This is a genomic window from Streptomyces sp. W16 (assembly GCF_033194735.1).
Classification (GTDB): Bacteria; Actinomycetota; Actinomycetes; order Streptomycetales; family Streptomycetaceae; genus Streptomyces.
In genome coordinates, this window is sequence record NZ_JAWOAI010000142.1 from 1 (window position 1) to 20,248 (window position 20,248).

The following is a 20,248-nucleotide window of genomic DNA, read 5'->3' on the forward strand; positions in this document are numbered from 1 at the left end:
CCGGGGCATCCAGGAGCGCGCCGCCGCCGCGCAGCAGACCGGCCAGTACCCCGGCGGCGAACGCGTCGCCGGCGCCGACCGGCTCCACCACGTCCGTGGCCGGCGCGGGCACGGTCCATGTGCCCTCCGCGCTGAAGGCGACGGCCGAATGCCCGCCGTCCTTGACGACGAGGAGGCGCGGACGGGGCAACAGCCGTCGTACGTCGGCCGGTTCGAGGTCCGGGTCCCAGAGTTCCTGTGCCTCGTCGAGCCCGACGAACGTGATGTCGGCCCGGTCGGCGAGGTCGCGGAGCACGGTGGCGGCCGTGTCGGGCGGCCACAGCGCGGGACGATGGTTGACGTCGAAGCTGATGGCGTACGGCCGCTCGCCGGCGGGGACGGCGAGCGCGGTGGCCAGCAGGCTCCGGCAGGACGGGGACAGCGCCGCGGTCACGCCCGTGAGATGGACGACGGAGGCCGACCTGAGCCGCTCGTCGTCGAGTACGTCGGGGCCCATCGCCGAGGCCGCCGAGTTGCCGCGGTAGTAGTGGACGCGGGTCCGGCTGCCGGTCGGCTCCTTCACCAGCAGGCCCGTGGGCCGCTCCGGGTCGCGGCGCACTCCGCCTACGTCGACTCCCGCCGCGCCGACCTCGGCCAGCACCCGCCGACCCAACGCGTCGTCCCCCACGGCCGAGAGCCAGGACACGGGGATTCCCAGGTCCGCCAGGTACATGGCCACGTTCGACTCCGCGCCGGCCACCGACACACGCAGGTCGTCGGCGCTCTCCAGCGACGCGGACGGCGCGGGCGCCAGGGCCGCCATGGTCTCCCCGATGCAGACCACCGCCCCTTCGCCCCCGTCGACTCCGACGGCGACTGCTCGGGCGTCTTCAAGATCCATGTGACGAATTCCCTTCCCGTGCAGGTCGGTTCAGCCGCAACGGCAGTGTGTGGTCAGCGTCAGCCGCCACCGCACCTCACCCGAGGCGGGCACCCGGGCGGCATCCCCGGGGCCGGCCTCGGCGAGGTCGAAGACGCGGCCGAGCATCGGTTCGACGCCCGTGCTGCGGTAGGAGTCCGGGGCGGGAAAGCCGCCCAGGTTGCGCCACAGGGCGATGGACAAGGGCTGCCCGTCCGCTTCGAGGGCGAGGGAGAGACGGTCGGCCCGGTCGTGGACGCAACAGTGTGAAGCGTCCACGACGGCTCCTACGGCAGTACCGTCGTCCGGTCCGAACCGGTCGAGGCGCAGTCCGCCCGGCGCGGGCCAGTCACCCTCTACCCACGGAGCGCCCTCCGGCCACACCCCGTCCAACAGCGGCGCCGCCTCCGGGAAGAGCCTGGTGCGCGCTCCGTCCCGCAGGTGCAGCCCCGCCTGGTCGGAGAGGTCGAGCAGGGCGTGCGCGGCCCATACGAAGCGGAAGCCCGCGTCGGCCGTCAGGACGTAGTCGACCTCGGCTCCGTCGGAGGTGGGGCGCACCTTGCGGGACAGGCTGAACCGGTCGCAGCGGACGACGTCCGCCCCCGCTTCCCGCGTCCAGGGCCGTGACCAGGCGTCCCCGTGATCGGGGGTGCCACGCACCGTGGGAACACACTCCTCAAGCCCACCCGCGTCCACGAAGGCCTCGCCGGGAAACACCTTCTCCCGCTCGGGTGCGTCGCGCCGCCACAGCCATTCACGGTCCCCCGCCCGCAGCGAGGTCCAACGGCCGCCGTGGGCAGGGTCGATAACGATGTCCAGCGGCACGGTCACCACTCCGCGAAGGAGCCGTCGGCGTGCCGCCACACGGGGTTGCGCCAGGCGTGACCAGTGCGGTCGGCGGCGCGTACGGCGGCCTCGTCGACGGTGATGCCGAGGCCGGGGGCGTCGCCGCGCAGGGCGTGGCCGTCGACGAACCGGAACGGCGCGGGGTCGACGAGGTAGGACAGCAGGTCGGCGTCCTTGTTGTAGTGGATGCCCCGACTCTGTTCCTGGATGAGGAAGTTGGGGGTGGCGAACGCGACCTGCAGACTGGCCGCCAGCGCGATCGGGCCGAGCGGGCAGTGCGGGGCGAGCTGGGCGCCGTAGGCCTCCGCGAGGGACGCGATGCGGTGCACCTCCGAGATACCGCCGGCGTGGGACAGGTCGGGCTGGACGACAGCGATGCCCGCGGTGAGCGGGGGCAGGAACTCGGCGCGTCCGTAGAGGCGTTCACCGGTGGCGAGGGGTACCGGGCTCGACTCCACCAGGCCCGCCAGCAGGTGACCGTGCTCCGGCAGGACGGGTTCCTCCACGAACAGCGGGTGCAGCGGGGCGAGTTCGGTGAGGACGCGGCGGGCGGCGGGAGCGGTGAAGCGGCCGTGGCAGTCGACGGCGACATCGCGGTCCGGGCCGAGTGCCTCGCGGGCGGCGGCGACACGGGCGACGATCGCGGCGGTCTCGGCGGGGGTGGGGATCGGTGAGGTGGCCCCGGCGGCGTTCATCTTCACGGCGGTGAAGCCCGCCTCCACCTGGGCGGCGATCTGCTCGCTCAGCTGGGCGGGTTCGTCGCCGCCGACCCACGCGTAGACCCGGACGCGGTCGCGCACCGGGCCGCCGAGCAGGGCGTGCACGGGAGCGCCGTAGGTCTTCCCGGCGATGTCCCACAGCGCCTGGTCGAGGCCCGCGACGGCGCTGGAGAGGATGGGGCCGCCCCGGTAGAAGCCGCCCTTGGACATCACCTGCCAGTGGTCCTGGATTCTCAACGGGTCCTGGCCGACGAGGTGTTCGGCCAGGACGTCGACCGCGGCACGCACCACCTCGGCGCGCCCTTCGACGACCGGTTCGCCCCAGCCGACCACGCCCTCGTCGGTCTCCACCCGGCAGAACAGCCAGCGGGGCGGGACCAGGAAGGTCTCGATACGGGTGATCTTCACTGGGAGCGGGAGCCTTCCGTCTTTTCGGAGCCCTCTTCGGAGTCTTCTTCCGAACCCTCTTCGGAGTCGCCGAGGCGGTCCAGATCGCGGCCGGCCTGGTCGAGCAGGGCACGCATCGCGGCCTCGGCGGCCTGCGGGTCCTTGTCGCGTACGGCGTCCAGGACGGCGCGGTGGGCCGGGACCGGGTCCTCGCTGTGCGGGGCGCTGTGCACGATGCGGTCGCGGTGCGCCAGCCCCGACTCGATCACCATCTCCATGCGTTCGAGGAGTTCGTTGTGGGTGGCGGCGAGCAGCGCGCGGTGGAAGGCGAGGTCGGCCTCGACAGCGTGGGCCGCGTCGCCGCCCTGCTCCCCCATCGCGTCGAGGGCGCCGTCCAGGGCGGCCAGGTCCTCGTCGGTGCGGCGCTGGGCGGCGAGGCGGACGGCGGCGGGTTCGATGATGGCGCGCACTTCGGCGAGGCTGTGCAGCAGCGCCCGGTCGGACTCGGTGGTGGAGGCTCCCTCGAACTGCCAGCGCAGCACGTCCGCGTCGAGCAGGTTCCACTCGGCACGGGGTCGCACGAAAGTACCGCGACGCTGACGGGCGTCGACCATTCCCTTGGCCGCGAGCACCTTCAGCGACTCGCGCAGCGCGGTCAGGCTCACGTCCAACTCGCTCTGCAGCGCCACGAGATCGAGCGTGGCCCCTTCTGCGATCTCACCGCCCAGGATGCGGCGGGCGAGGAGTTCCACGGTCTGGCCGTGGACGCCTCGACGGGCATAGGGCGTCATGTCGTACAGCCTTTCTGCTGGTTGGGGAGCGTGGTCATGCGGAGGCCTTGACGACGCTCCAGCCGCCGTCCACCACGAGACTCGTACCGGTGATGAAGGAGGCTTCGTCCGCGCTGAGGAACGCGATGGCAGCGGCCACCTCCTCGGGTGTGCCGAAGCGGCGGGCCGCCGTCTCGGCGATGCTCCGTTCCCGTTCCTCGGGCGGCACCCTGTCCCAGGCGGCGGTGAGTATCGGGCCTGGCACGACGGCGTTGACACGCACAACAGGCCCGTATTCGACGGCGAGTTGGCCGCACAGGGAGAGCAGGGCCCCTTTGGCGGAGGCGTAGGCGGGATGCCCGGGAAGGCCCCTGTACGCGTGCACGGACGAGGTCAGCACGACCGCGCCCCGCCGCTTCTCCAGATCGGGCAGGACCGCCCGGAAGCCGAGGAAGCTGCCGGTCAGATTGACGTCGAGCTGCCGCTGCCAGGAGGCGAGGCTCATCTCGTGGGCGGGTGTGACGTCGACGGTGAAGGCGTTGCTGACGAGGACGTCGACGGGCCCGAAGCCGTGCGCGGCCTCGACGATCCGCGTCCAGTCGTCCTCGGCCGCGACATCGGCGGCCACGAACCGGGCCCGCCCGCCGTCCTTGCCGATCCGCTCCGCCACCGCCTCGCCCCGCTCCTCGGCGATGTCGACGAGCACGACGGCCGCTCCCTCCTCGGCGAGGCGTACGGCCGTGGCGGCGCCGATTCCTGAGGCCGCTCCGGTGATCACGGCCGTGCGCCCGGTGAAGCGGGCGCCGTGCCGTCGTACGGGCTGGTCCATCGTGGGGTTCGACTCCTTCGCGCGTCAGGGCTTGCTGGAAACATAACGGGGCTCACTCGCGCAGCAGCACGACCAGGTCGGCGTCGTGACCGCCACTCCAGGCGAACGGCAGCCCGTAGTGCAGCAGATGGGCTCCGCTGTACGACGTCCCGGTCGCCGTGTCCCGGTAGCGCGCCGCCGGTTCGAGTCCCCGCAGCCGGAGCCGGTCCGGACGCCCCGGCACGAGCGGGGCCCCGTCGAGCCGCCCGGTGCTCAGCGCGGCGACGACGGTCCGGTCCCCGGCGTCGTACTGCACACCGCAGCTCGGGTCCTCCGGTGTACCGAGGAGCCGTGCCTCGCCGTGGTGGATCACGTCCCGCACCTCCTTGTACCGGGCGATCCACCCGGCGGCCTCGGCCCGCTGCTCCGGCGTCCAGGCGCGCAGGTCCGCGCCGACACCGAGCACTCCGCACATGGCGTTGACGAAGCGGAAGGCGAGGCTGCGCGGGCGTGGGTCGAAGACGCCGGGCGCGTCGGTGACCCAGGAGCTCATGACGTGCGGGGCGTGCGCGTGCAGGAAGCCGTACTGGATCCTCAACCGGTCCAGCGGGGCGGTGTTGTCGCTGGGCCAGACCACGTCCGTGCGCGCGATGGTCGCGTGCTCGATCCGGCCGCCGCCGCCCGCGCAGCCCTCGACGGTGACGTCGGGGTGGGCGGACCGGAGGTGGTCGAGGACGCGCAGGTATCCGGCGACGTGCTCGGCGTCCAGATCGACCCGACCGGCGCCGGGGCGTCCGCGTTCGGTGGGCGGCCGGTTCATGTCCCACTTGAGGTAGCTGATGTCGTACGTGCCGAGCAGCCGGTCGAGCGTGCCGATCACGAAATCCTGGACGTCGGTCCGGCCGAGGTCCAGGAGGAGCTCGTTGCGGACGAGCCGGCCGGGGCGGCCCTCGATCCGGTAGACCCACTCGGGGTGTTCGGCGTGCAGACGGCTGCCCGGGCTCACGGACTCGGGCTCTATCCACAGGCCGAAGTCCAACCCCAACGCCCTTACGTCCGTGATGAATTGGGCGAAGCCCTGGGGGAAGGCGGCCGGGTCCGGCCACCAGTCGCCGAGTCCGCCGGTGTCGTCGGCGCGTCCGGTGAACCAGCCGTCGTCGACGACGAACAGTTCGGCTCCGATGTCGGCGGCCGTCTTCGCCAGCTCCAGTTGCCCGGCCGCGTCGACGTCGAAGCCGGTGGCCTCCCAGGAGTTGTAGAGGACTTTGCGGGGGCGGTGCAGGCGCTCGCCGGAGAGGTGTCGCTCGTAGCGGTGCCAGACGCGGGAGAGTCCGTCGAGGCCGTCCGGGCTGAAGGCGCAGGCGAGTTGGGGGGTGACGAGGGTTTCGCCGGGGGCGAGCAGTACTGCACCCTCGTGCGGCACACGGCCCGCTCGCACCCGTACGGCACCACCGGGTTCGGCCTCAGCGGTGATGTGCCAGTTGCCGGGCCAGGCGAGGGCGACGCCGTATGCGGCCGGTGCCTCGCCGTCCTGCACCGCGAGCCAGGGCGCGTAGGCGTGCCCCGGTACGCCTTGCAGGCTGCCGATGGTGAACGTACCTCTGGGCAGGTCGAGTTGGGTGCGCTGGAACTCCTGCGACCACTGGCCCGTGAGATACGTGAGGCGAGCGACTCCGCTGATCGGGATGTTCAGGGCGGCCGAGTCGAGCCGCTCCAGGCGGAGTTCGTCGGTGGCGGTGAACTCGGTCCGGCGGAGGATCACATCCGTGCCGGGGACGGTCTCGTAGTGGAGGACGGTGCGCAGGCCCCGCTGTTCGTCGCGGAAGGCGAACCGCAGCGCGGTCTCCTCCGCCTCCACGTCGTCGAACTCCCACCACGCACCCCGGTCCCCGTCCGGGCCCGACACCACCAGTTCCGAGCCGGTGAACGGCCGTAGGCCGTACGGCAGATACTCGGCGGGGGCCGCGTCGGCGGGCGTGATGAAGTGGGTGCGCCGCGACCAGTCGAGGGCGGACGGGCCGTCCTCGACGCCGAGCGGTCCCCAGGCGTCGAGTTCGACCCAGGGGCCGTCCGGGGACAGGCGCACGGTGTAGCTGGTGTTCTCCGTGCGCAAGGTCCAGCGCTCGTACGTCACTTGACCGCCCCGAGGTTGAGCCCGGCCACGAAGTGCCGCTGGAAGCGCAGGAAGACGGCGACGGTGGGTGCGGCGGCGATGACGGAGCCGGCCGCGATGACGTTCCACATCGACACGAACTGGCCCTGAAGTCCGATGAGGGCGGCGGTGATCGGCATCTTGGTGTCGCTGCGCAGGACGGTGATGGCCCAGAGCAGGTCGTTGAAGATCCAGGTGAAGGACAGGGCGCTGAGCGCGGCGAGGGCGGGGCGGGTCAGCGGGAGGATGATCCGCCAGAAGATCTGCCAGGGGCCGGCGCCGTCGACGACCGCCGCCTGCTGGATCTCCACCGGGATCGACCGCATGAATCCGTGCAGGACGAAGACGTAGAAGCCGACGCCGAAGCCGATCTGCACGCCGATGAGCGCAGGCAGGGTGTCGAAGACGCCCATCACCTCGCTGAGCTTGGACACCGGGATGAGGAGGATCTGCGGTGGGAGCAGGTTGCCGCCGAGCATGAGGAGCAACAGGGAGCGGCGGAACGGGAGTTCGTAGCGGCTCAGGGCGAAGGCGGCCATCGCGGCGAGGGCCAGGGTGATCAGGACGCAGGGAATCGTGACGAGCAGGCTGTTGATGAGAGCGCGCTGCTGGCCGCCGTCGACCCAGGCCTGGCGGAAGTTGCCGAGGGTGAAGGAGTGCGGCCAACTGCCCAGGCCGTTCGCAGCGATGTCGTCGAAGGAGCGCAGGCTGGTCACCACGACCAGGGCGATGGGCAGCAGCCACAGGATCGCCAACGCGCCCGCGCCCAGGTGAAATCCGGCGGTCGCGGCCCGCTTGCGGCGCAGGGCCGTGGAGTTGGCGGACATCAGTCGGCCTCCCGGAACGCGCGGACGAGGTAGGAGCAGATGACGCCGAAGGCCAGCACGAAAATGACGACGGCGAGTGCGGAGCCGTAGCCAAGTCGTAGGGACTGGAAGGCGGTCGAGTACATGTAGGTGCTCAGCAGCTCGGAGGAGTGGTAAGGGCCGCCGCGGGTCAGTGACCATACGACGTCGAAGGAGCGCAGTGAGTCGATGACGATGACGGACAGAACTACCGCATTCACGCTGCGGAGTTGGGGCAGGGTGACGTGCCTCAGGCGTTGCCACGCGCCGGCACCGTCGACCTTGGCCGCCTCGTACAGGGCCGGGTCGATGCCCTTGAGGCCCGCCAGGTAGAGGACCATCACGTAGCCGATCTGGCGCCAGAGCGCAGGCACGATCACGGCGTAGAGAGCGGTGTCCTGGTCGGCGAGCCAAGCGTGGCGCAGGCTGCCGAGGCCGACCGACTGGAGGAGTTGGTTGAGGACACCGTCGGGCTGGTAGATGGCCTGCCAGACGAGGGCGGTGGCGACCAGGGAGAAGACGACGGGCAGGAAGAGGGCCGCGCGGTAGAAGCCGACGCCACGGCGCTCCTGTTGGAGCAGGAGTGCGGCGGCGAGGCCGAGCACGGCGGAGAGGCCGCCGAAGAGGACGAGCCAGAGGACGGTGTGGCCGGTCGCGCTGCGGAAGACGTCGTCGTGGGCCATCTCCCGGAAGTTGTCCAGGCCGATGAACTGGGGTGGGGAGACGCCGTCCCAGCGGGTGAAGGCGAGGTAGAAGCCCTGCACGGCGGGCCAGAACACCCACACGGCCTCGACGAGAAGCGGGACGAGAACGAAGGCGAGGACCAGCGGGGGTGTGCGCCGGGGTCCCCGGACCCGCTTGCCCTGGGCGGGCGTTCGGGCCGGGGACTTCCGGTCGGGCGCGGTCAGGACGGCCATGTCAGGCGTTCCAGATCTTCTCGGCGTCGCGCTGCCAGTCGGTGAGGATGCTCCCGATCGACTTGGGCTTGGCCAGGAACTTCGTCAACGCGTTGTCGGCGGTGGGCTGGAGGGCGTCGCTGGAGTCCCGGTTGAAGAACTGGGTGATCTCGGCCGCCTCCGCGACATGTGCGCGGCCCTTCTTGACCAGCGCCGTACCCGCGTCCTTCGCGTCGGGGTGGCAGGGCAGGACGGTGCCGGAGGAGCCCTTGATGTAGATCTCCTGGGCCTCGGCGGTGGCGAGGTACTTCATCAGGTCGATGACCTGGTCGTGGCGGCCGGTGCGGGCGCTGGCGAAGTAGCCGTCGACAGGCGCCTCTTCGGCGAGCGGGATCTTCGAGTCGATGACGGGGAAGCGGAAGAAGTCGATGTCGTCGAGGGCGTTCTTGGGGGCAGCGTCGGCGAAGAAGGTGCCGATGAGCATCATGCCGCTGCGGCCGTTGAGCAGGGAGGTGGTGGCGTCCTGGAAGGCGACGGCGGCGCCGTTCGGGTCGAAGTACGGCAGCACCTCCTGCCAGCGGTCGAAGACCTTGCGCACCTCGGGGTCGGTGAACTTGTGCTTTCCGGCGAGGAGTTGGCGGTGGTACTCGGCTCCGTTGATCCGGATGTCGAGGTAGTCGAACCACGCCGAGGCCACCCAGGCCGTGCCGCCGCCGGCGCCAAGACCGATCGGGTTGACGCCCTTCTTCTTGAGCTTGTCGCAAAGGTCGAGGAACTCGTCCCAGCTCTTGGGCTCGCTGACGCCCCACTTGGCGAAGTTGGACTTCCGGTAGAACATGCCCCACCAGTAGTAGGTGCTGGGCACGAAGACCTTCTTGCCCGAACTCGTCGACGTGCACAGCGAGTTGAGGGCCTTGGAGTAGCGCTTGAGGTCGGGCGAGGTGGTCCACGCCTCGTCGAGGTCGAGCAGCAGGTTCTTCTTCGCGTACGCGTCCGCCACCGAGCCGGGGTACCAGGTGTACACGTCCGGCGGGTTGGCCGAGGTGAGGTACGTCGGCAGCTGGGTGCGGTAGGTCTCCGCGGCGACCGTGTTGAGGCTCGCGCGCTCGGACCCCTTCTTGGCGTAGGCGGCGACGAGGTCCTGCATCGCGGCCTTGGCCTGCGGGGCGGAGAGGTTGGACTGGAGGGTCACCGCACCCTTCGAGGAACTCTTCCCGGTGGAGGTGGAGGTGACACAGCCGCTGAGCAGCGCCGCCGCTCCCGTGGCGCCGAGCCCGGCGAGGAACCGGCGTCTGTCTGGCTGGTGGTTCGTCATGGATGGCTCCCTGTGGATCCCTCGCGGGCGGATCCAGATTCGCGTGGCGTCCCCACCACGTCAAGAATAATTACTAATTTAGTTGAACTGAGTCCGGTGTACGTAGCCGTCGACTCCCCGGTACACCGCGTCGACCGTTCCGCCCGGCCCGGCCACCGCACCGAGCGCACCGTCGAACGCGGCGCTGGGGAAGGCCACTTGCTTGGTCCACCCCTGCCAGGCACCGTTCTCGTACCGCTGCTGCCAGAGCGTGTAGTCGGCGGCCCGCGCGTACAGCACCACGGCGTCTCCTACGGCGACCAGCGTCGGGCTGCCGCTGACGGTCCCGCCGAGCGAGGTCCACGGCGACCACTCCCCCGATGCCTCCCGGGACCGGGTCCACACGTCGTCGGCCGCGGAGCGCACGGCCACATGCACCCGTCCCTCGGCGTCGACGACGGCGGACGGCCGCCCGTACACCGCCCGGCCACCGGGTGCGCCGAGCGAGGACCACGCGGTCGACGGGCCGCGCTGCACGACCTGTCCGTCGGAGCCGGTGGCGAACAGGGTCCAGTTCGCGGGATCGGTGAACGCCACCGAGGGCGCGTCGGCCACTTGCCCGCCCAGGCTCTGCCACGCGCCCCAGCGGCCGTTGGTGAAGGCCCGCCGGTACACCCGGGAGTCGGTGCCGCGCACGAAGACGTCGATCCGGCCGCCGGCCGAGGCGTACGCGGCGGGCTGGCCGAGGATCCGGCCCTTCGTGGGACCGCCGAGGTCCTTCGCCTTGCCGTCGGCCTGCTGGACGAGTGAGCCGTGCGGGCCGCGCAGGAAGGTGGTCAGCGTGTCGCCGTCACTCGCGACGGCCGGACTCGCCGTGGTCTCCTGCCCCAGATTCGTACCGGGCAGGGCGTCGGCCCCGGTCAGTTTCAGGAACGCGGTGCCGTGCGCGGGGACCTCGACGGTGTACGACCCCGTGTGCGTGCCCTTGTCGGCGCGCGCCCGCAGGTCCCGGACCCGCACCGCCCCACCGAGCCCGGTGTCCGCGAACTGCACGGTGCGCAGGGCGGGTTGGTCGGACCGGTTGAGCAGCACGACCGCGCGCTGCCCGTGTCTCTCCAGCACCTTGCTGTACACGTCCCCGACCGAGTCGGTCGCCACGCGCACGCCCTGGACGGCCAGCGGGTCCTGGTCGACACCGATGATCTCCGGGTTGCGCAGGGTGGCCAGCATGGAGTCGGACAGGGTGCGGGGGTCGGAGCCGAGGACGAGTGGCGAGCCCATCTCGGCCCACATCACGAACTGGCTGGTCGACTCCTCCTGGCTGAGCTCGTACGACCCGTCGGTCATCTTGCGCATCGGGATGAGGTAGTCGGGGTCGTTGTAGTGGCCGGGCCCCTGTGCCTCGGGGTGCCAGGCGTTGGCGTCCATGTTGCGCAGCACGTTGGGCCATTGACCCGGGCTCGCGGTGCCCCAGGCGATGTCCGTGCCGGTGCGCCAGGAGTCGGCGGTCGTCGGGCCGTAGACGTAGGTGTTGTGCGCGTCCTGCTCCGGCGTGTGCGGCAGGCCCCAGTCGTCGGTGAGCGGGTTGCAGAGGTTCAGCAGCATCTTGCGGCCGGACTTGGCGACCGCGTCGCTGAACTCCTTGAAGGCCGGGCCCGGATCGAGCTTGGCGCCGATGCCGCACAGGAAGTCGACCTTGACCGCGTCGATCTTCCAGCCGGCGAACTGCCGGGCGTCCTGGTCGTAGTACCCGCGGCTGCCCAGCCCGCAGCTCTTGCCGCCGTCGTAGGTGCCGGCGTCGGTGTAGATGCCCGCGCGCAGTCCGCGTTCGTGGAGGTAGGAGACGAGTGCCGGGATGCCGGAAGGGAAGCGGTCCGGGTTGGCGACCAACTGGCCTTTCGCATCACGCGGGTTGTCGGCCTGCCAGCCGCCGTCGAGCCACACGATGTCGTAACCGGCGTCCCGCAGACCGCTGTTGACCAGCCTGTCCGCGACGGCGCGCACTTGCTGTTCGGTGGGTGCGCCGAGCCCGTAGTAGGTGTTCCAGCCCATGTAGGGCGTCGGTGCGAGACCGCTGTCGTAGTAGTCGGGCGCGCCCTGGTCGGTGCCGGTCCGCGCCGTGGCCACCGGGGCGGCGGTCGCCGCCAGTACGGTCGCGATGGCGATGACGGTGGCACGGCGGGTCAGTCTCGCTACCGCGGGCGTGCGGACCTGCGGAGATGAAATCACTTGCCTCTCCCGGAGGTTGGGAAGCAGGAGGTCGTGACGCGGGCCGCGCTGCGGCAGGATCCGCCGGACAGGCCCGAGCGGCGTCACGGCGACGACTGTGGCGTGCGACCGAAACCCTGTCAATATTAATTCCTAATTTATTAGAACGCTGCATCAGGGGTTGACAGAGCTCCCCACGCGTCACAGCCTTTGGCAACGTTGTCAAAGCCGCCGACGTTCTTGAGGGGACATCACGCTCATGGCAGATCAGCCGAGTTCGCCACGCCTTTCGCGCCGCTCCTTCGTCACCACGGGCTCCGGCCTGCTGGCGGGGTTCGGGCTCGACCTCCATCTGCCCGAGTCGGCCGCCGCGTCCTCCTCGCCGGGCGAACTCGCCCTCCACCGCCCGGTGTTCGTCTCCTCGACGGCCTACGCGCCCACCCCGGGTTCGTTCGTGGTGGACCGGCTCAACTCGCCGGGTGTGCGCGGCAGCGGATGGCGGGCCGGGGCGGGCGACCCGCAGTGGATCTCGGTCGATCTGCAGGCCGCGTGCGACGTCACCTCGATCCGCCTCACCTTCGAAGGCGACGCGAACGACCCGGTGTTCACACCGCCCACCTCGGGCAACCCGGCCGACGGCACCACGGGCAAGGAGATCCAGTCCAGCTACTCGGTCGAGTACGTCGTCGAGACATCGACCGATCACACGTCCTGGACCGGCGTGTACCGCACCACGGCGGGCACCGGCGGAGTGGTGAACATCCAGCCCCCTCGCCCGGTCGCAGCGCGCTGGGTGCGGCTGACCTCGAACCGGCGCTCCAACCCCAACCCCCTCGGCCTGAACGGCTTCGAGGTCTACGGCACCGCCAAGGGCCACCGCCCGCCGGCCACGGGCTGGACGGACTGGGGCACCCACACCGGCCCGGCGCCGAAGCTGGCGGTGGCCGAGGACGGCACGGTTCCGGTGGAGTCCGGCTGGCGGCTGACGCTGGACGACTGGGCGGGCGGCGACGGTACGGAGCTTTCCAAGTCGTCCTTCGACACGAGCAGTTGGCTGCCGGCCACCGTCCCCGGCACGGTGCTGGCCTCGCTCGTCGACCAGGGCAAGCTGCCCGATCCCGTGGCCGGACTGAACAACCTCCGTGTCCCCGAGGCCCTGTCACGCCATGCGTGGTGGTACAAACGGGACTTCGAGCTGCCGCGCGGTCTGCGCACCGGGGCCGGGCGCCGGACCTGGCTTGAGTTCGACGGCGTCAACCACACGGCCGACATCTGGCTCAACGGCCACCACGTCGGCGGACTCACGTACCCCTTCGCGCGCTCGGCCCTCGATGTGACCCAACTGCTCGCTCCGGGCGGGGCGAACGCGCTCGCGGTGAAGGTCACGCCGATGCCGGTACCCGGAAGCCCCGGCGACAAGGGCCCCGCCGGCGAGTCCTGGGTGGACGCGGGCGCCAATCAGATGAACCTCAACTCCCCCACCTACCTGGCCGCTTCGGGCTGGGACTGGATGCCGGCCGTACGCGACCGGGCCGCCGGCATCTGGAACCACGTCCGGCTGCGCTCGACCGGCCATGTGGTGATCGGCGATCCGCGCGTCGACACGCTGCTGCCGGACCTGCCCGGTCTGTCGGTCGCCGAACTGACCGTGGTCGTCCCGGTCCGCAACGCCGACACGGCCGACCACCGGACGACGGTCTCCGCGGCCTTCGGCGAAGTACGGGTCAGCAAGGTCGTCACCGTGCCCGCGGGCGAGAGCGTCGACGTCGTGTTCACCCCCGACGCCTTCACCCAACTGCGGCTGCACGACCCGGAGTTGTGGTGGCCCAACGGTCTGGGCGACCCCGCGCTCCACCAACTCACCCTGGTCGCCTCGCTCGACGGCTCGGAGAGCGACCGCCGCACCACCCGGTTCGGCATCCGCCAGTTCGGCTACGAGTACACGGTGCCGCTGCCGTTCGCCGACTCCGGTGACGCCTACACCCAGTCCGTCACCTTCGACCGCCGACAGGCCCGGTATGTGCGCGTCAAGTGCCTGACCAGGGCCACCAGTTGGGGCAGCTCCCTGTGGGCCCTGTCCGTGCGCGACAGCGCCCGCTCCTCGGTGGACCTGGCCCTGCACGCGCCGGCCGACGCTTCGAGCACGGACGGGGATGATCACGGCCCCGCCTGCGCGACCGACGGCGATCCCGGCACCCGCTGGTCCTCGGCCTACCAGGACGACCAGTGGATCCGGGTCGACCTGGGGTCCGCGCAGTCCTTCGACCGGGTCGACCTGGTCTGGGAACAGGCGTACGCGAAGACCTTCGTGGTGCAGGTCTCCACCGACAACGCGACCTGGAGCGACGCCGCGTCGGTGGACAACGGCGCGGTTCCACTGCCCTTCGGCAACGGCAACGCCAGCCTCCAGGTGGAGGACTTCGCGCCCCGCACCGCGCGCTACGTCCGCCTCAACTGCGGTCTGCGCAACACCAGTTGGGGAAACTCCCTGTGGTCCCTGGGGGTCATCGACAGTGCCGTTCCCGGCACCGACCTCGCTCTCCGTCGTACGACGACCGCCTCCACCGAGGATCCCGACCACCCGGCCGCGCACGCCACGGACGGCGATCCGGGCACCCGCTGGTCCTCCGCCTACGAGGACCACCAGTGGATCCAGGTCGACCTGGGCTCCTCGAAGAGGTTCGACCGGGTCGCCGTCCTGTGGGAGTCCGCGTACCCGAAGACGTATGTGATCCAGGTGTCGGACGACGCGGACGTCTGGACCGACGTGAAGTCGGTGTCCAACACCCCGGATCCGTTGAAGATCAGCGTGAACGGGGTGCGGGTCCTGGCCCGGGGCGGCAACTGGGGCTGGGACGAGCTGCTGCGCCGGATGCCGCCGGAGCGGATGGACGCGGCCGTGCGGATGCACCGGGACATGAACTTCACCATGATCCGCAACTGGGTGGGCACGTCCGACCGGGAGGAGTTCTTCGCCGCCTGCGACGAGCACGGAATCCTGGTGTGGAACGATTTCCCCAACGCGTGGGGCATGGACCCGCCGGACCACGACGCCTTCAACTCACTCGCCCGCGACACCGTGCTGCGCTACCGCATCCACCCCAGCGTGGTGATCTGGTGCGGCGCCAACGAGGGCAACCCACCGGCCGCGATCGACCAGGGCATGCGCAAGGCCGTGGAGGATCAGGTCCCCGGCGTGCTCTACCAGAACAACTCGGCCGGCGGCATCATCACCGGCGGCGGACCCTACGGCTGGGTGGAGCCGGAGAAGTACTTCGACCCGGCCACCTACGGCAGCAAGGACTTCGGCTTCCACACCGAGATCGGCATGCCCGTGGTCTCCACCGCCGCCAGCCTGCGGAACATGACGGGCGACGAGCCCGAGTGGCCGATCAGGGGCGCCTGGTACTACCACGACTGGAGCGAGCGCGGGAACCAGGCACCGCAGACCTACAAGGCAGCCGTGGAAGCGCGCCTCGGGGAGGCCACCGGCCTGGACGACTTCGCGCGCAAGGCCCAGTTCGTCAACTACGAGAACACGCGCGCCATGTTCGAGGCCTGGAACGCGAACCTCTGGGACAACGCCAGCGGCCTCATGCTGTGGATGTCCCACCCGGCCTGGCACAGCACGGTCTGGCAGACCTACGACTACGACTTCGACGTCAACGGCACGTACTACGGCGCCCGTTCGGCCTGCGAGCCGCTGCACGTCCAGGCCGACCCCGAGGGGCGGGTCATCGCCGTCAACCACACCCGTGCAGGACTGCGGAACGCCGTGGTCTCCGCGCAACTGCTCGACCTGTCGGGCCGTCGGCTCGGCGGGAACAAGAGCACCGGGCTGGAGGTGGCACCGGCCGCAACCGCGCGGGCGTTCAGCATCCCCTGGACCGACGACCTGCCCGATCTGCACCTCCTGCGCCTGACGCTGGAGGACGGTGACGGGCGGCTCCGGTCGCGGAACACGTACTGGCGCTATCGCACGCCGGCCGCCATGCGGGCCCTGAGCGGGGCGCCGCGGACGAAGGTGTCGGCGACGGTCGGGCGCGGGTCCCGTTCCGGAACGCGTGCCGGACTGACCGCCACCGTCCGCAACGACGGTCCGGCCGTCGCCGCGATGGTCCGGCTCTCCCTGACGAACGGAGCGACCGGCCGTCGCGTGCTGCCGACGCTCTACAGCCACAACTACCTGTGGCTGCTGCCCGGCGAGTCACAGACCGTCACCCTGTCCTGGCCGGCCCGGGCACTGACCTCGGGTCATCCGCTGCTGACGGTGGAGGCCTACAACAGCCGCCCCGCGACGGCGCGTTGACGGTCACCGGCGGGTCAGGACGCCTCCACCGCCGTCTTGATGCGCTGCCCGAACGCGGGCGCGTCCTTGCGTGCCGCGCCCAGCGCGAAGCCCACGAGCAGCTTCCCGACGCCGTGGCCTTCGAGGACGTTGAAGATCCGCACCTTGGTCGTGCCCGGACCGGTGGATTCGAGGTCGTAGCCGCCCTCTTCGGCCGTCACGACGTTCTTCGAGGTCTCCGCCCAGCGGATGCGGCGGGGTTCCTCGAACTCGGTGATCCGGAAGGTCCGGCCCGTCTTCATCCCGGCGTCCTTGACCGTGCTCGTGAAGACCGTGCCCACGGCCGTCGGGCCCTCCGGGGTCTTCGTGATCTCCTGGACCCTCGGGCTGAACTTGGGATCGTTCGTGCCGGCGGCGAGGAAGGCGAAGACCTCCTCGACAGGGCGGCTGATCTCGGCTGTGGCCTCGAACTGACCGGCCATGGCTCCTCCTGTGCTGCGATCGCGGGAATTCCGGCTGAGCGCGCGCTGATGTGCCGAGCACCACCAGCCTATCGGCGCGGCCCCGCCGCTGCTCCCCGCGGCTTCCGCCGGTATTAGGGCCTGTCCGGCGGATCAGGTCGCAGGAAAGCGACCGTGCCTGATCAGCGCCGGTGAGCGGGGTCTGGTGCGTCCAACTGCAAGGCGGAGGAGGGAGGCGACGCGGAGCCGTCGGCGACCGACGACAACGCCGCTGGGGGGTCCCCCCACGCCTTTAGGACAGTGGGGGAAGGCGTGCCAGACCCCGCGTCTGCGGCAGGATCCGCCGGACAGCCCTAGTCGGCCGGTGCCGCGGAGGGCGCTCCCGGCGGTATGTTGAACGGGGTGACGATCTGGATCGCCGACGGCAGGGACGGGCCGTCGTCGGGGAGTGCCTTGTGGGCGCGCATGATGATCTGGCAGGCGCGGCGCATGTCCTGGCGCAGGTCGTGGTGGAGGACCGCCGACAGTCGGCGCTCGCGCAGCAGCCGGGTGTTGTCGTGGTCGAGGTCGTGGGCGATGAACACCGCGCACTCCCGGCCGAGCGCGTCGAAGGCGTCGAGGGTGGCGAGGTTGCCGCCGCCCGCGGAGTAGACGGCGATGATGTCCTCGTCCCGCTTGAGCGCCGCCAGGACGAGATCGTGCTGGGTGGCGTCCAGGCCGTCGCTGTCGGTCACCTCCACCAGGGACCGCCGGGGGTCGGCGAGGCGCATCGCGCTGCGGAAACCCATCTCGCGTTCCTCCTCGCCCCGGAAGGAACCCCGGCTGATGGTGGTCAGCACTTTGCCGGGTCGTTTGCCCAGCCACTGGCCCAGGAGGTAGGCGGCGGTGGCACCGGCCGCGCGGTTGTCGATGCCGACATAGGCGAGGCGCGCGCTGTGCGGCAGGTCGGTCACCAGGGTGACCACGGGGATTCCGGCCGCGATCAGCCGGCCGACGGCCGCCGCGATCTCCGGCTCGTCGGGGGCCTTGAGGATCACGCCCTGGGAGCCGCGCTTCGCGATCCCGTCCAGGGTCGCGGTCAGTTCGGCGGGCGGGCAGGTCTCGCGGAAGTGGAAGCGCGAACGCACAAGAGCGGGATGCAGCGAGGCCAGTTCGGCTTCGAGCGCGTCCCGTACGGCGGTGGAGAACCGCTCCGGGGTCTGCATCACGATGTCGACCATGAAGGTACGGCCGCCGAGGCGGACCTGGCTCTGCTGGCGGTCCAGGTCCTTGATGGCTTCCTGCACCTCCCTGATGGTGCTCTCCGTCACGTTGCCCCGCTGATTGAGAACACGGTCGACCGTGGCTGTGCTCAGCCCGGCCTGACGGGCGATTTCCCTGATCGGGTACTGGTGCCGCATGTCTGATCCCCCAGACCGATGATGCGCTTTTGATGTAGCTGCGGGCATTGAATGATGGGTTTGATTTATCAAGACTGGCAGAAACACACGGACAGCGAAAGGACCCGGATGTCTCCCACAACCGCAGGGACGCGTACCTGGTTGACCGAGGCGGACTGCGACCTCGACGCGTTCCGCTCACTCGTCGAGCAGCGCACCGATCTCGCCGACCACCCCTCGGCCGAGCGGATCGAGCAGAACATCCCGCTCTACGACAGCGCCCGGCTCCGTGCCCTCGCTGCCACCGCCGAGGGCCGCCGCGACGTACAGAGCGAACTGGTGCGGGCGCTGCTCGACGGGCCCGGCATCGTGGTCCTCAAGGGTGCGTTCCCCGACGAGGCCGTCGTGGACCGGGCGTCCGACGCCTTCCGGGCGCTGATCGAGGAGGAGCGCGCGAGCGGTGCGGGCCGCGGCGACCACTTCGCCAAGCCCGGCGCGAACGACCGCGTGTGGAACGCCCTGGACAAGGTGGCCGTACGGGCCCCCGAGGCCTTCGCCGACTACTACGCCAACGACATCCTGGAGCTGGTCTCCGAGGCCTGGCTCGGTCCCGCCTACCAGGTCACCTCTCAGGTCAACGTGGTCAACCCGGGCGGCGCGGCACAGAGCGTGCACCGCGACTACCACCTCGGCTTCCTCTCCCAGGAGCAGGCGGCGGCCTATGCCGCGCACGTCCACCGGCTCTCCCCGGTGCTGACGCTGCAGGGCGCGGTGGCCCACTGCGACATGCCCGTCGAGTCCGGTCCGACGCTGTACCTGCCGCACTCGCAGAGGTTCGAGCCCGGCTATCTCGCCTGGCGACTCCCGCAGTTCGTCGAGTACTTCGACGCGCACCACGTCCAACTCCCGCTGGAGAAGGGCGACGCGGTCTTCTTCAACCCGGCGCTCTTCCATGCCGCCGGGCACAACCGGTCGGCCGACATCAGGCGCATGGCCAATCTGCTGCAGGTCTCCTCCGCGTTCGGCCGTGCCATGGAGACGGTGGACCGTGAGGCGATGGCGAACGCCGTGTTCCCGGTGCTGCTGAGCCGCAAGGCCGAAGGCGTCTCGGAGGACTGGCTGCGCCGCGTGATCGCCGCCACCGCCGAGGGCTACCCCTTCCCCACCAACCTCGACCTCGACCCGCCGGTCGACGGTCTCGCCCCGCCCTCGCAGGCGGATACCCTGCGCCAGGCCGTCGCCGAGGACTGGGACCCCGAGCGGCTGCGCCACGAACTGCAGGCCGCGGCCAAGCGCCGCCAGAACTGAGACAAGGACACATCACTCTCATGGGACTGCTTGAGGACAGAGTCGTCCTCGTCAACGGCGGCAGCCAGGGCGTCGGCGCGGGTGTCGTGCGGGCCACCGTGGCGGAAGGCGCGACCGTCGTCTTCACCGGCCGCCGGGCCGAGGTCGGCGAGAAACTCGCCGCGGAGACAGGAGCCCACTTCCTGCGGGCGGACCTCGCCGATCCGGCGCAGGCACGCGACAGCGTCGTACGGACCGTCGAGATCCACGGACGCATCGACTCCCTCGTCAACGCGGCGGGGCTCACGTCACGCGGCTCGCTGCTGGACACCACACCGGAACTGTTCGACCAGCACATGGCGATCAACCTGAAGGCACCGTTCTTCGCGATGCAGGCGGCCGTGGCCGACATGGTCGCCCGTGCGGCGCCGGGCACGATCGTCAGCATCGGCTCCAACTGCGCCCACGGCGGGCCGCCTCATCTCGCCCCCTACTCCGCCGCCAAGGCCGGACTCGCGGGGCTGACCCGCAACGCGGCGCACGCCCACCGCTTCGACCGGATCCGGATCAACACCGTCAACATCGGCTGGACGGACACCGAGGGCGAGGACGCCATCCAGCGCGCCTTCCACGGCGCAGGGGACGACTGGCGGGAGCAGGCCGCCCGCTCCCAGCCCATGGGCAAGCTCGGGCAGGTCGACGAGATCGCCGACTTCGTCGTCTTCCTGCTCTCCGACCGCAGCGGCGTGGTCACCGGCTCGGTCATCGACTGGGACCAGAACGTCTTCGGCGGCCAGGACTGAGCCGCACCCCGGCATAAGGAGCCCGGTACGACTCGAAGAGGTACGCGCATGACGACGGACGAACCGCTGCGGATCGGTGTGCTGGGCCGTGATCTGGGTCCTGGGCGTCACCGTGTTCCCTTGGCGGCGAACTCGGCGACCTTCGCGACGTTGGTCTTGTCGACGAAGGCCGGGCCGGTCAGCACGGGCTCCTGACCGCCGCCGCTG

Annotated in this window: 15 protein-coding genes; 3 read left to right on the forward strand and 12 right to left on the reverse strand. The window is 70.6% G+C overall.

The genetic code is table 11. The annotated features are described in order from the left end of the window. The 10 genes from R6V09_RS20280 to R6V09_RS20325 all read right to left on the reverse strand — a co-directional run. Positions 1 to 880 (reverse strand): sugar kinase (locus R6V09_RS20280; protein WP_317882824.1); only part of this gene is annotated, 880 nt, incomplete at its 3' end. A gap of 30 nt (positions 881 to 910) precedes the next feature. Further along, a complete protein-coding gene (locus R6V09_RS20285; RefSeq protein ID WP_317882825.1) occupies positions 911 to 1,729 on the reverse strand; it encodes a hypothetical protein in 819 nt (272 codons plus the stop codon). Then, the gene (dgoD, locus tag R6V09_RS20290) at positions 1,726 to 2,871 is read right to left on the reverse strand and encodes a galactonate dehydratase (protein WP_317882826.1); all 1,146 of its coding nucleotides are present in this window, start codon (positions 2,869 to 2,871) and stop codon (positions 1,726 to 1,728) included. Before dgoD ends, R6V09_RS20285 begins: the two co-directional genes overlap by 4 nt. After that, positions 2,868 to 3,641 carry a FadR/GntR family transcriptional regulator gene (locus tag R6V09_RS20295; RefSeq protein WP_317882827.1) on the reverse strand — a complete coding sequence of 258 codons (774 nt, stop codon included), beginning with the start codon at positions 3,639 to 3,641 and terminating at the stop codon, positions 2,868 to 2,870. Before R6V09_RS20295 ends, dgoD begins: the two co-directional genes overlap by 4 nt. 34 nt (positions 3,642 to 3,675) lie before the next feature. Next, positions 3,676 to 4,449 carry an SDR family NAD(P)-dependent oxidoreductase gene (locus R6V09_RS20300; RefSeq protein WP_317882828.1) on the reverse strand — a complete coding sequence of 258 codons (774 nt, stop codon included), beginning with the start codon at positions 4,447 to 4,449 and terminating at the stop codon, positions 3,676 to 3,678. A gap of 52 nt (positions 4,450 to 4,501) precedes the next feature. Beyond that, positions 4,502 to 6,562: an alpha-galactosidase gene (locus tag R6V09_RS20305; RefSeq protein WP_317882829.1), complete on the reverse strand. Its 2,061-nt coding sequence runs from the start codon at positions 6,560 to 6,562 to the stop codon at positions 4,502 to 4,504. Continuing rightward, complete coding sequence (locus R6V09_RS20310; protein ID WP_317882830.1) at positions 6,559 to 7,407, reverse strand: carbohydrate ABC transporter permease; 849 nt, start codon at positions 7,405 to 7,407, stop codon at positions 6,559 to 6,561. Before R6V09_RS20310 ends, R6V09_RS20305 begins: the two co-directional genes overlap by 4 nt. Further along, positions 7,407 to 8,342, reverse strand: a complete 936-nt coding sequence (locus tag R6V09_RS20315; RefSeq protein ID WP_317882831.1) for a carbohydrate ABC transporter permease — start codon at positions 8,340 to 8,342, stop codon at positions 7,407 to 7,409. The genes R6V09_RS20310 and R6V09_RS20315 overlap by 1 nt, the downstream gene beginning before the upstream one ends. Before the next feature lies 1 nt (position 8,343). After that, positions 8,344 to 9,636 (reverse strand): ABC transporter substrate-binding protein, encoded by a 1,293-nt coding sequence (locus R6V09_RS20320; protein ID WP_317882832.1) that lies wholly within the window; start codon positions 9,634 to 9,636, stop codon positions 8,344 to 8,346. Positions 9,637 to 9,714: 78 nt separating this feature from the next. Beyond that, positions 9,715 to 11,844, reverse strand: coding sequence for a glycoside hydrolase family 27 protein (locus R6V09_RS20325; protein WP_317882833.1), 2,130 nt, complete (start codon positions 11,842 to 11,844; stop codon positions 9,715 to 9,717). Between the two features lie 238 nt (positions 11,845 to 12,082). Here R6V09_RS20325 and R6V09_RS20330 point away from each other — a divergent pair, with 238 nt between their 5' ends. Beyond that, positions 12,083 to 16,132: a discoidin domain-containing protein gene (locus R6V09_RS20330; protein WP_317882834.1), complete on the forward strand. Its 4,050-nt coding sequence runs from the start codon at positions 12,083 to 12,085 to the stop codon at positions 16,130 to 16,132. Between the two features lie 14 nt (positions 16,133 to 16,146). Here the strand turns inward: R6V09_RS20330 and R6V09_RS20335 are convergent, their stop codons facing one another. Both R6V09_RS20335 and R6V09_RS20340 read right to left on the reverse strand, forming a co-directional pair. Further along, positions 16,147 to 16,593, reverse strand: coding sequence for an SRPBCC family protein (locus tag R6V09_RS20335; RefSeq protein ID WP_317882835.1), 447 nt, complete (start codon positions 16,591 to 16,593; stop codon positions 16,147 to 16,149). 332 nt (positions 16,594 to 16,925) lie between these two features. Continuing rightward, a complete protein-coding gene (locus tag R6V09_RS20340) occupies positions 16,926 to 17,972 on the reverse strand; it encodes a LacI family DNA-binding transcriptional regulator (protein ID WP_317882836.1) in 1,047 nt (348 codons plus the stop codon). A gap of 108 nt (positions 17,973 to 18,080) precedes the next feature. On the opposite strand from R6V09_RS20340, the gene R6V09_RS20345 reads away from it, so the two are divergent. Together R6V09_RS20345 and R6V09_RS20350 are read left to right on the forward strand one after the other, a co-directional pair. Next, entirely contained in the window at positions 18,081 to 19,259 is a 1,179-nt protein-coding gene (locus R6V09_RS20345; RefSeq protein ID WP_317882837.1) for a phytanoyl-CoA dioxygenase family protein, read from the forward strand. 20 nt (positions 19,260 to 19,279) lie between these two features. Next, complete coding sequence (locus R6V09_RS20350; RefSeq protein ID WP_317882838.1) at positions 19,280 to 20,041, forward strand: SDR family oxidoreductase; 762 nt, start codon at positions 19,280 to 19,282, stop codon at positions 20,039 to 20,041. Positions 20,042 to 20,248 lie beyond the last annotated feature (207 nt).

Bases quoted from the DNA above. Each gene is read 5' to 3' on its own strand.
- R6V09_RS20295 (WP_317882827.1), bottom strand. From the start codon at position 3,641: ATGACGCCCTATGCCCGTCGAGGCGTCCACGGCCAGACCGTGGAACTC.
- R6V09_RS20300 (WP_317882828.1), bottom strand. From the start codon at position 4,449: ATGGACCAGCCCGTACGACGGCACGGCGCCCGCTTCACCGGGCGCACG.
- R6V09_RS20310 (WP_317882830.1), bottom strand. From the start codon at position 7,407: ATGTCCGCCAACTCCACGGCCCTGCGCCGCAAGCGGGCCGCGACCGCC.
- R6V09_RS20315 (WP_317882831.1), bottom strand. From the start codon at position 8,342: ATGGCCGTCCTGACCGCGCCCGACCGGAAGTCCCCGGCCCGAACGCCC.
- R6V09_RS20320 (WP_317882832.1), bottom strand. From the start codon at position 9,636: ATGACGAACCACCAGCCAGACAGACGCCGGTTCCTCGCCGGGCTCGGC.
- R6V09_RS20330 (WP_317882834.1), top strand. From the start codon at position 12,083: ATGGCAGATCAGCCGAGTTCGCCACGCCTTTCGCGCCGCTCCTTCGTC.
- R6V09_RS20335 (WP_317882835.1), bottom strand. From the start codon at position 16,593: ATGGCCGGTCAGTTCGAGGCCACAGCCGAGATCAGCCGCCCTGTCGAG.
- R6V09_RS20340 (WP_317882836.1), bottom strand. From the start codon at position 17,972: ATGCGGCACCAGTACCCGATCAGGGAAATCGCCCGTCAGGCCGGGCTG.
- R6V09_RS20345 (WP_317882837.1), top strand. From the start codon at position 18,081: ATGTCTCCCACAACCGCAGGGACGCGTACCTGGTTGACCGAGGCGGAC.
- R6V09_RS20350 (WP_317882838.1), top strand. From the start codon at position 19,280: ATGGGACTGCTTGAGGACAGAGTCGTCCTCGTCAACGGCGGCAGCCAG.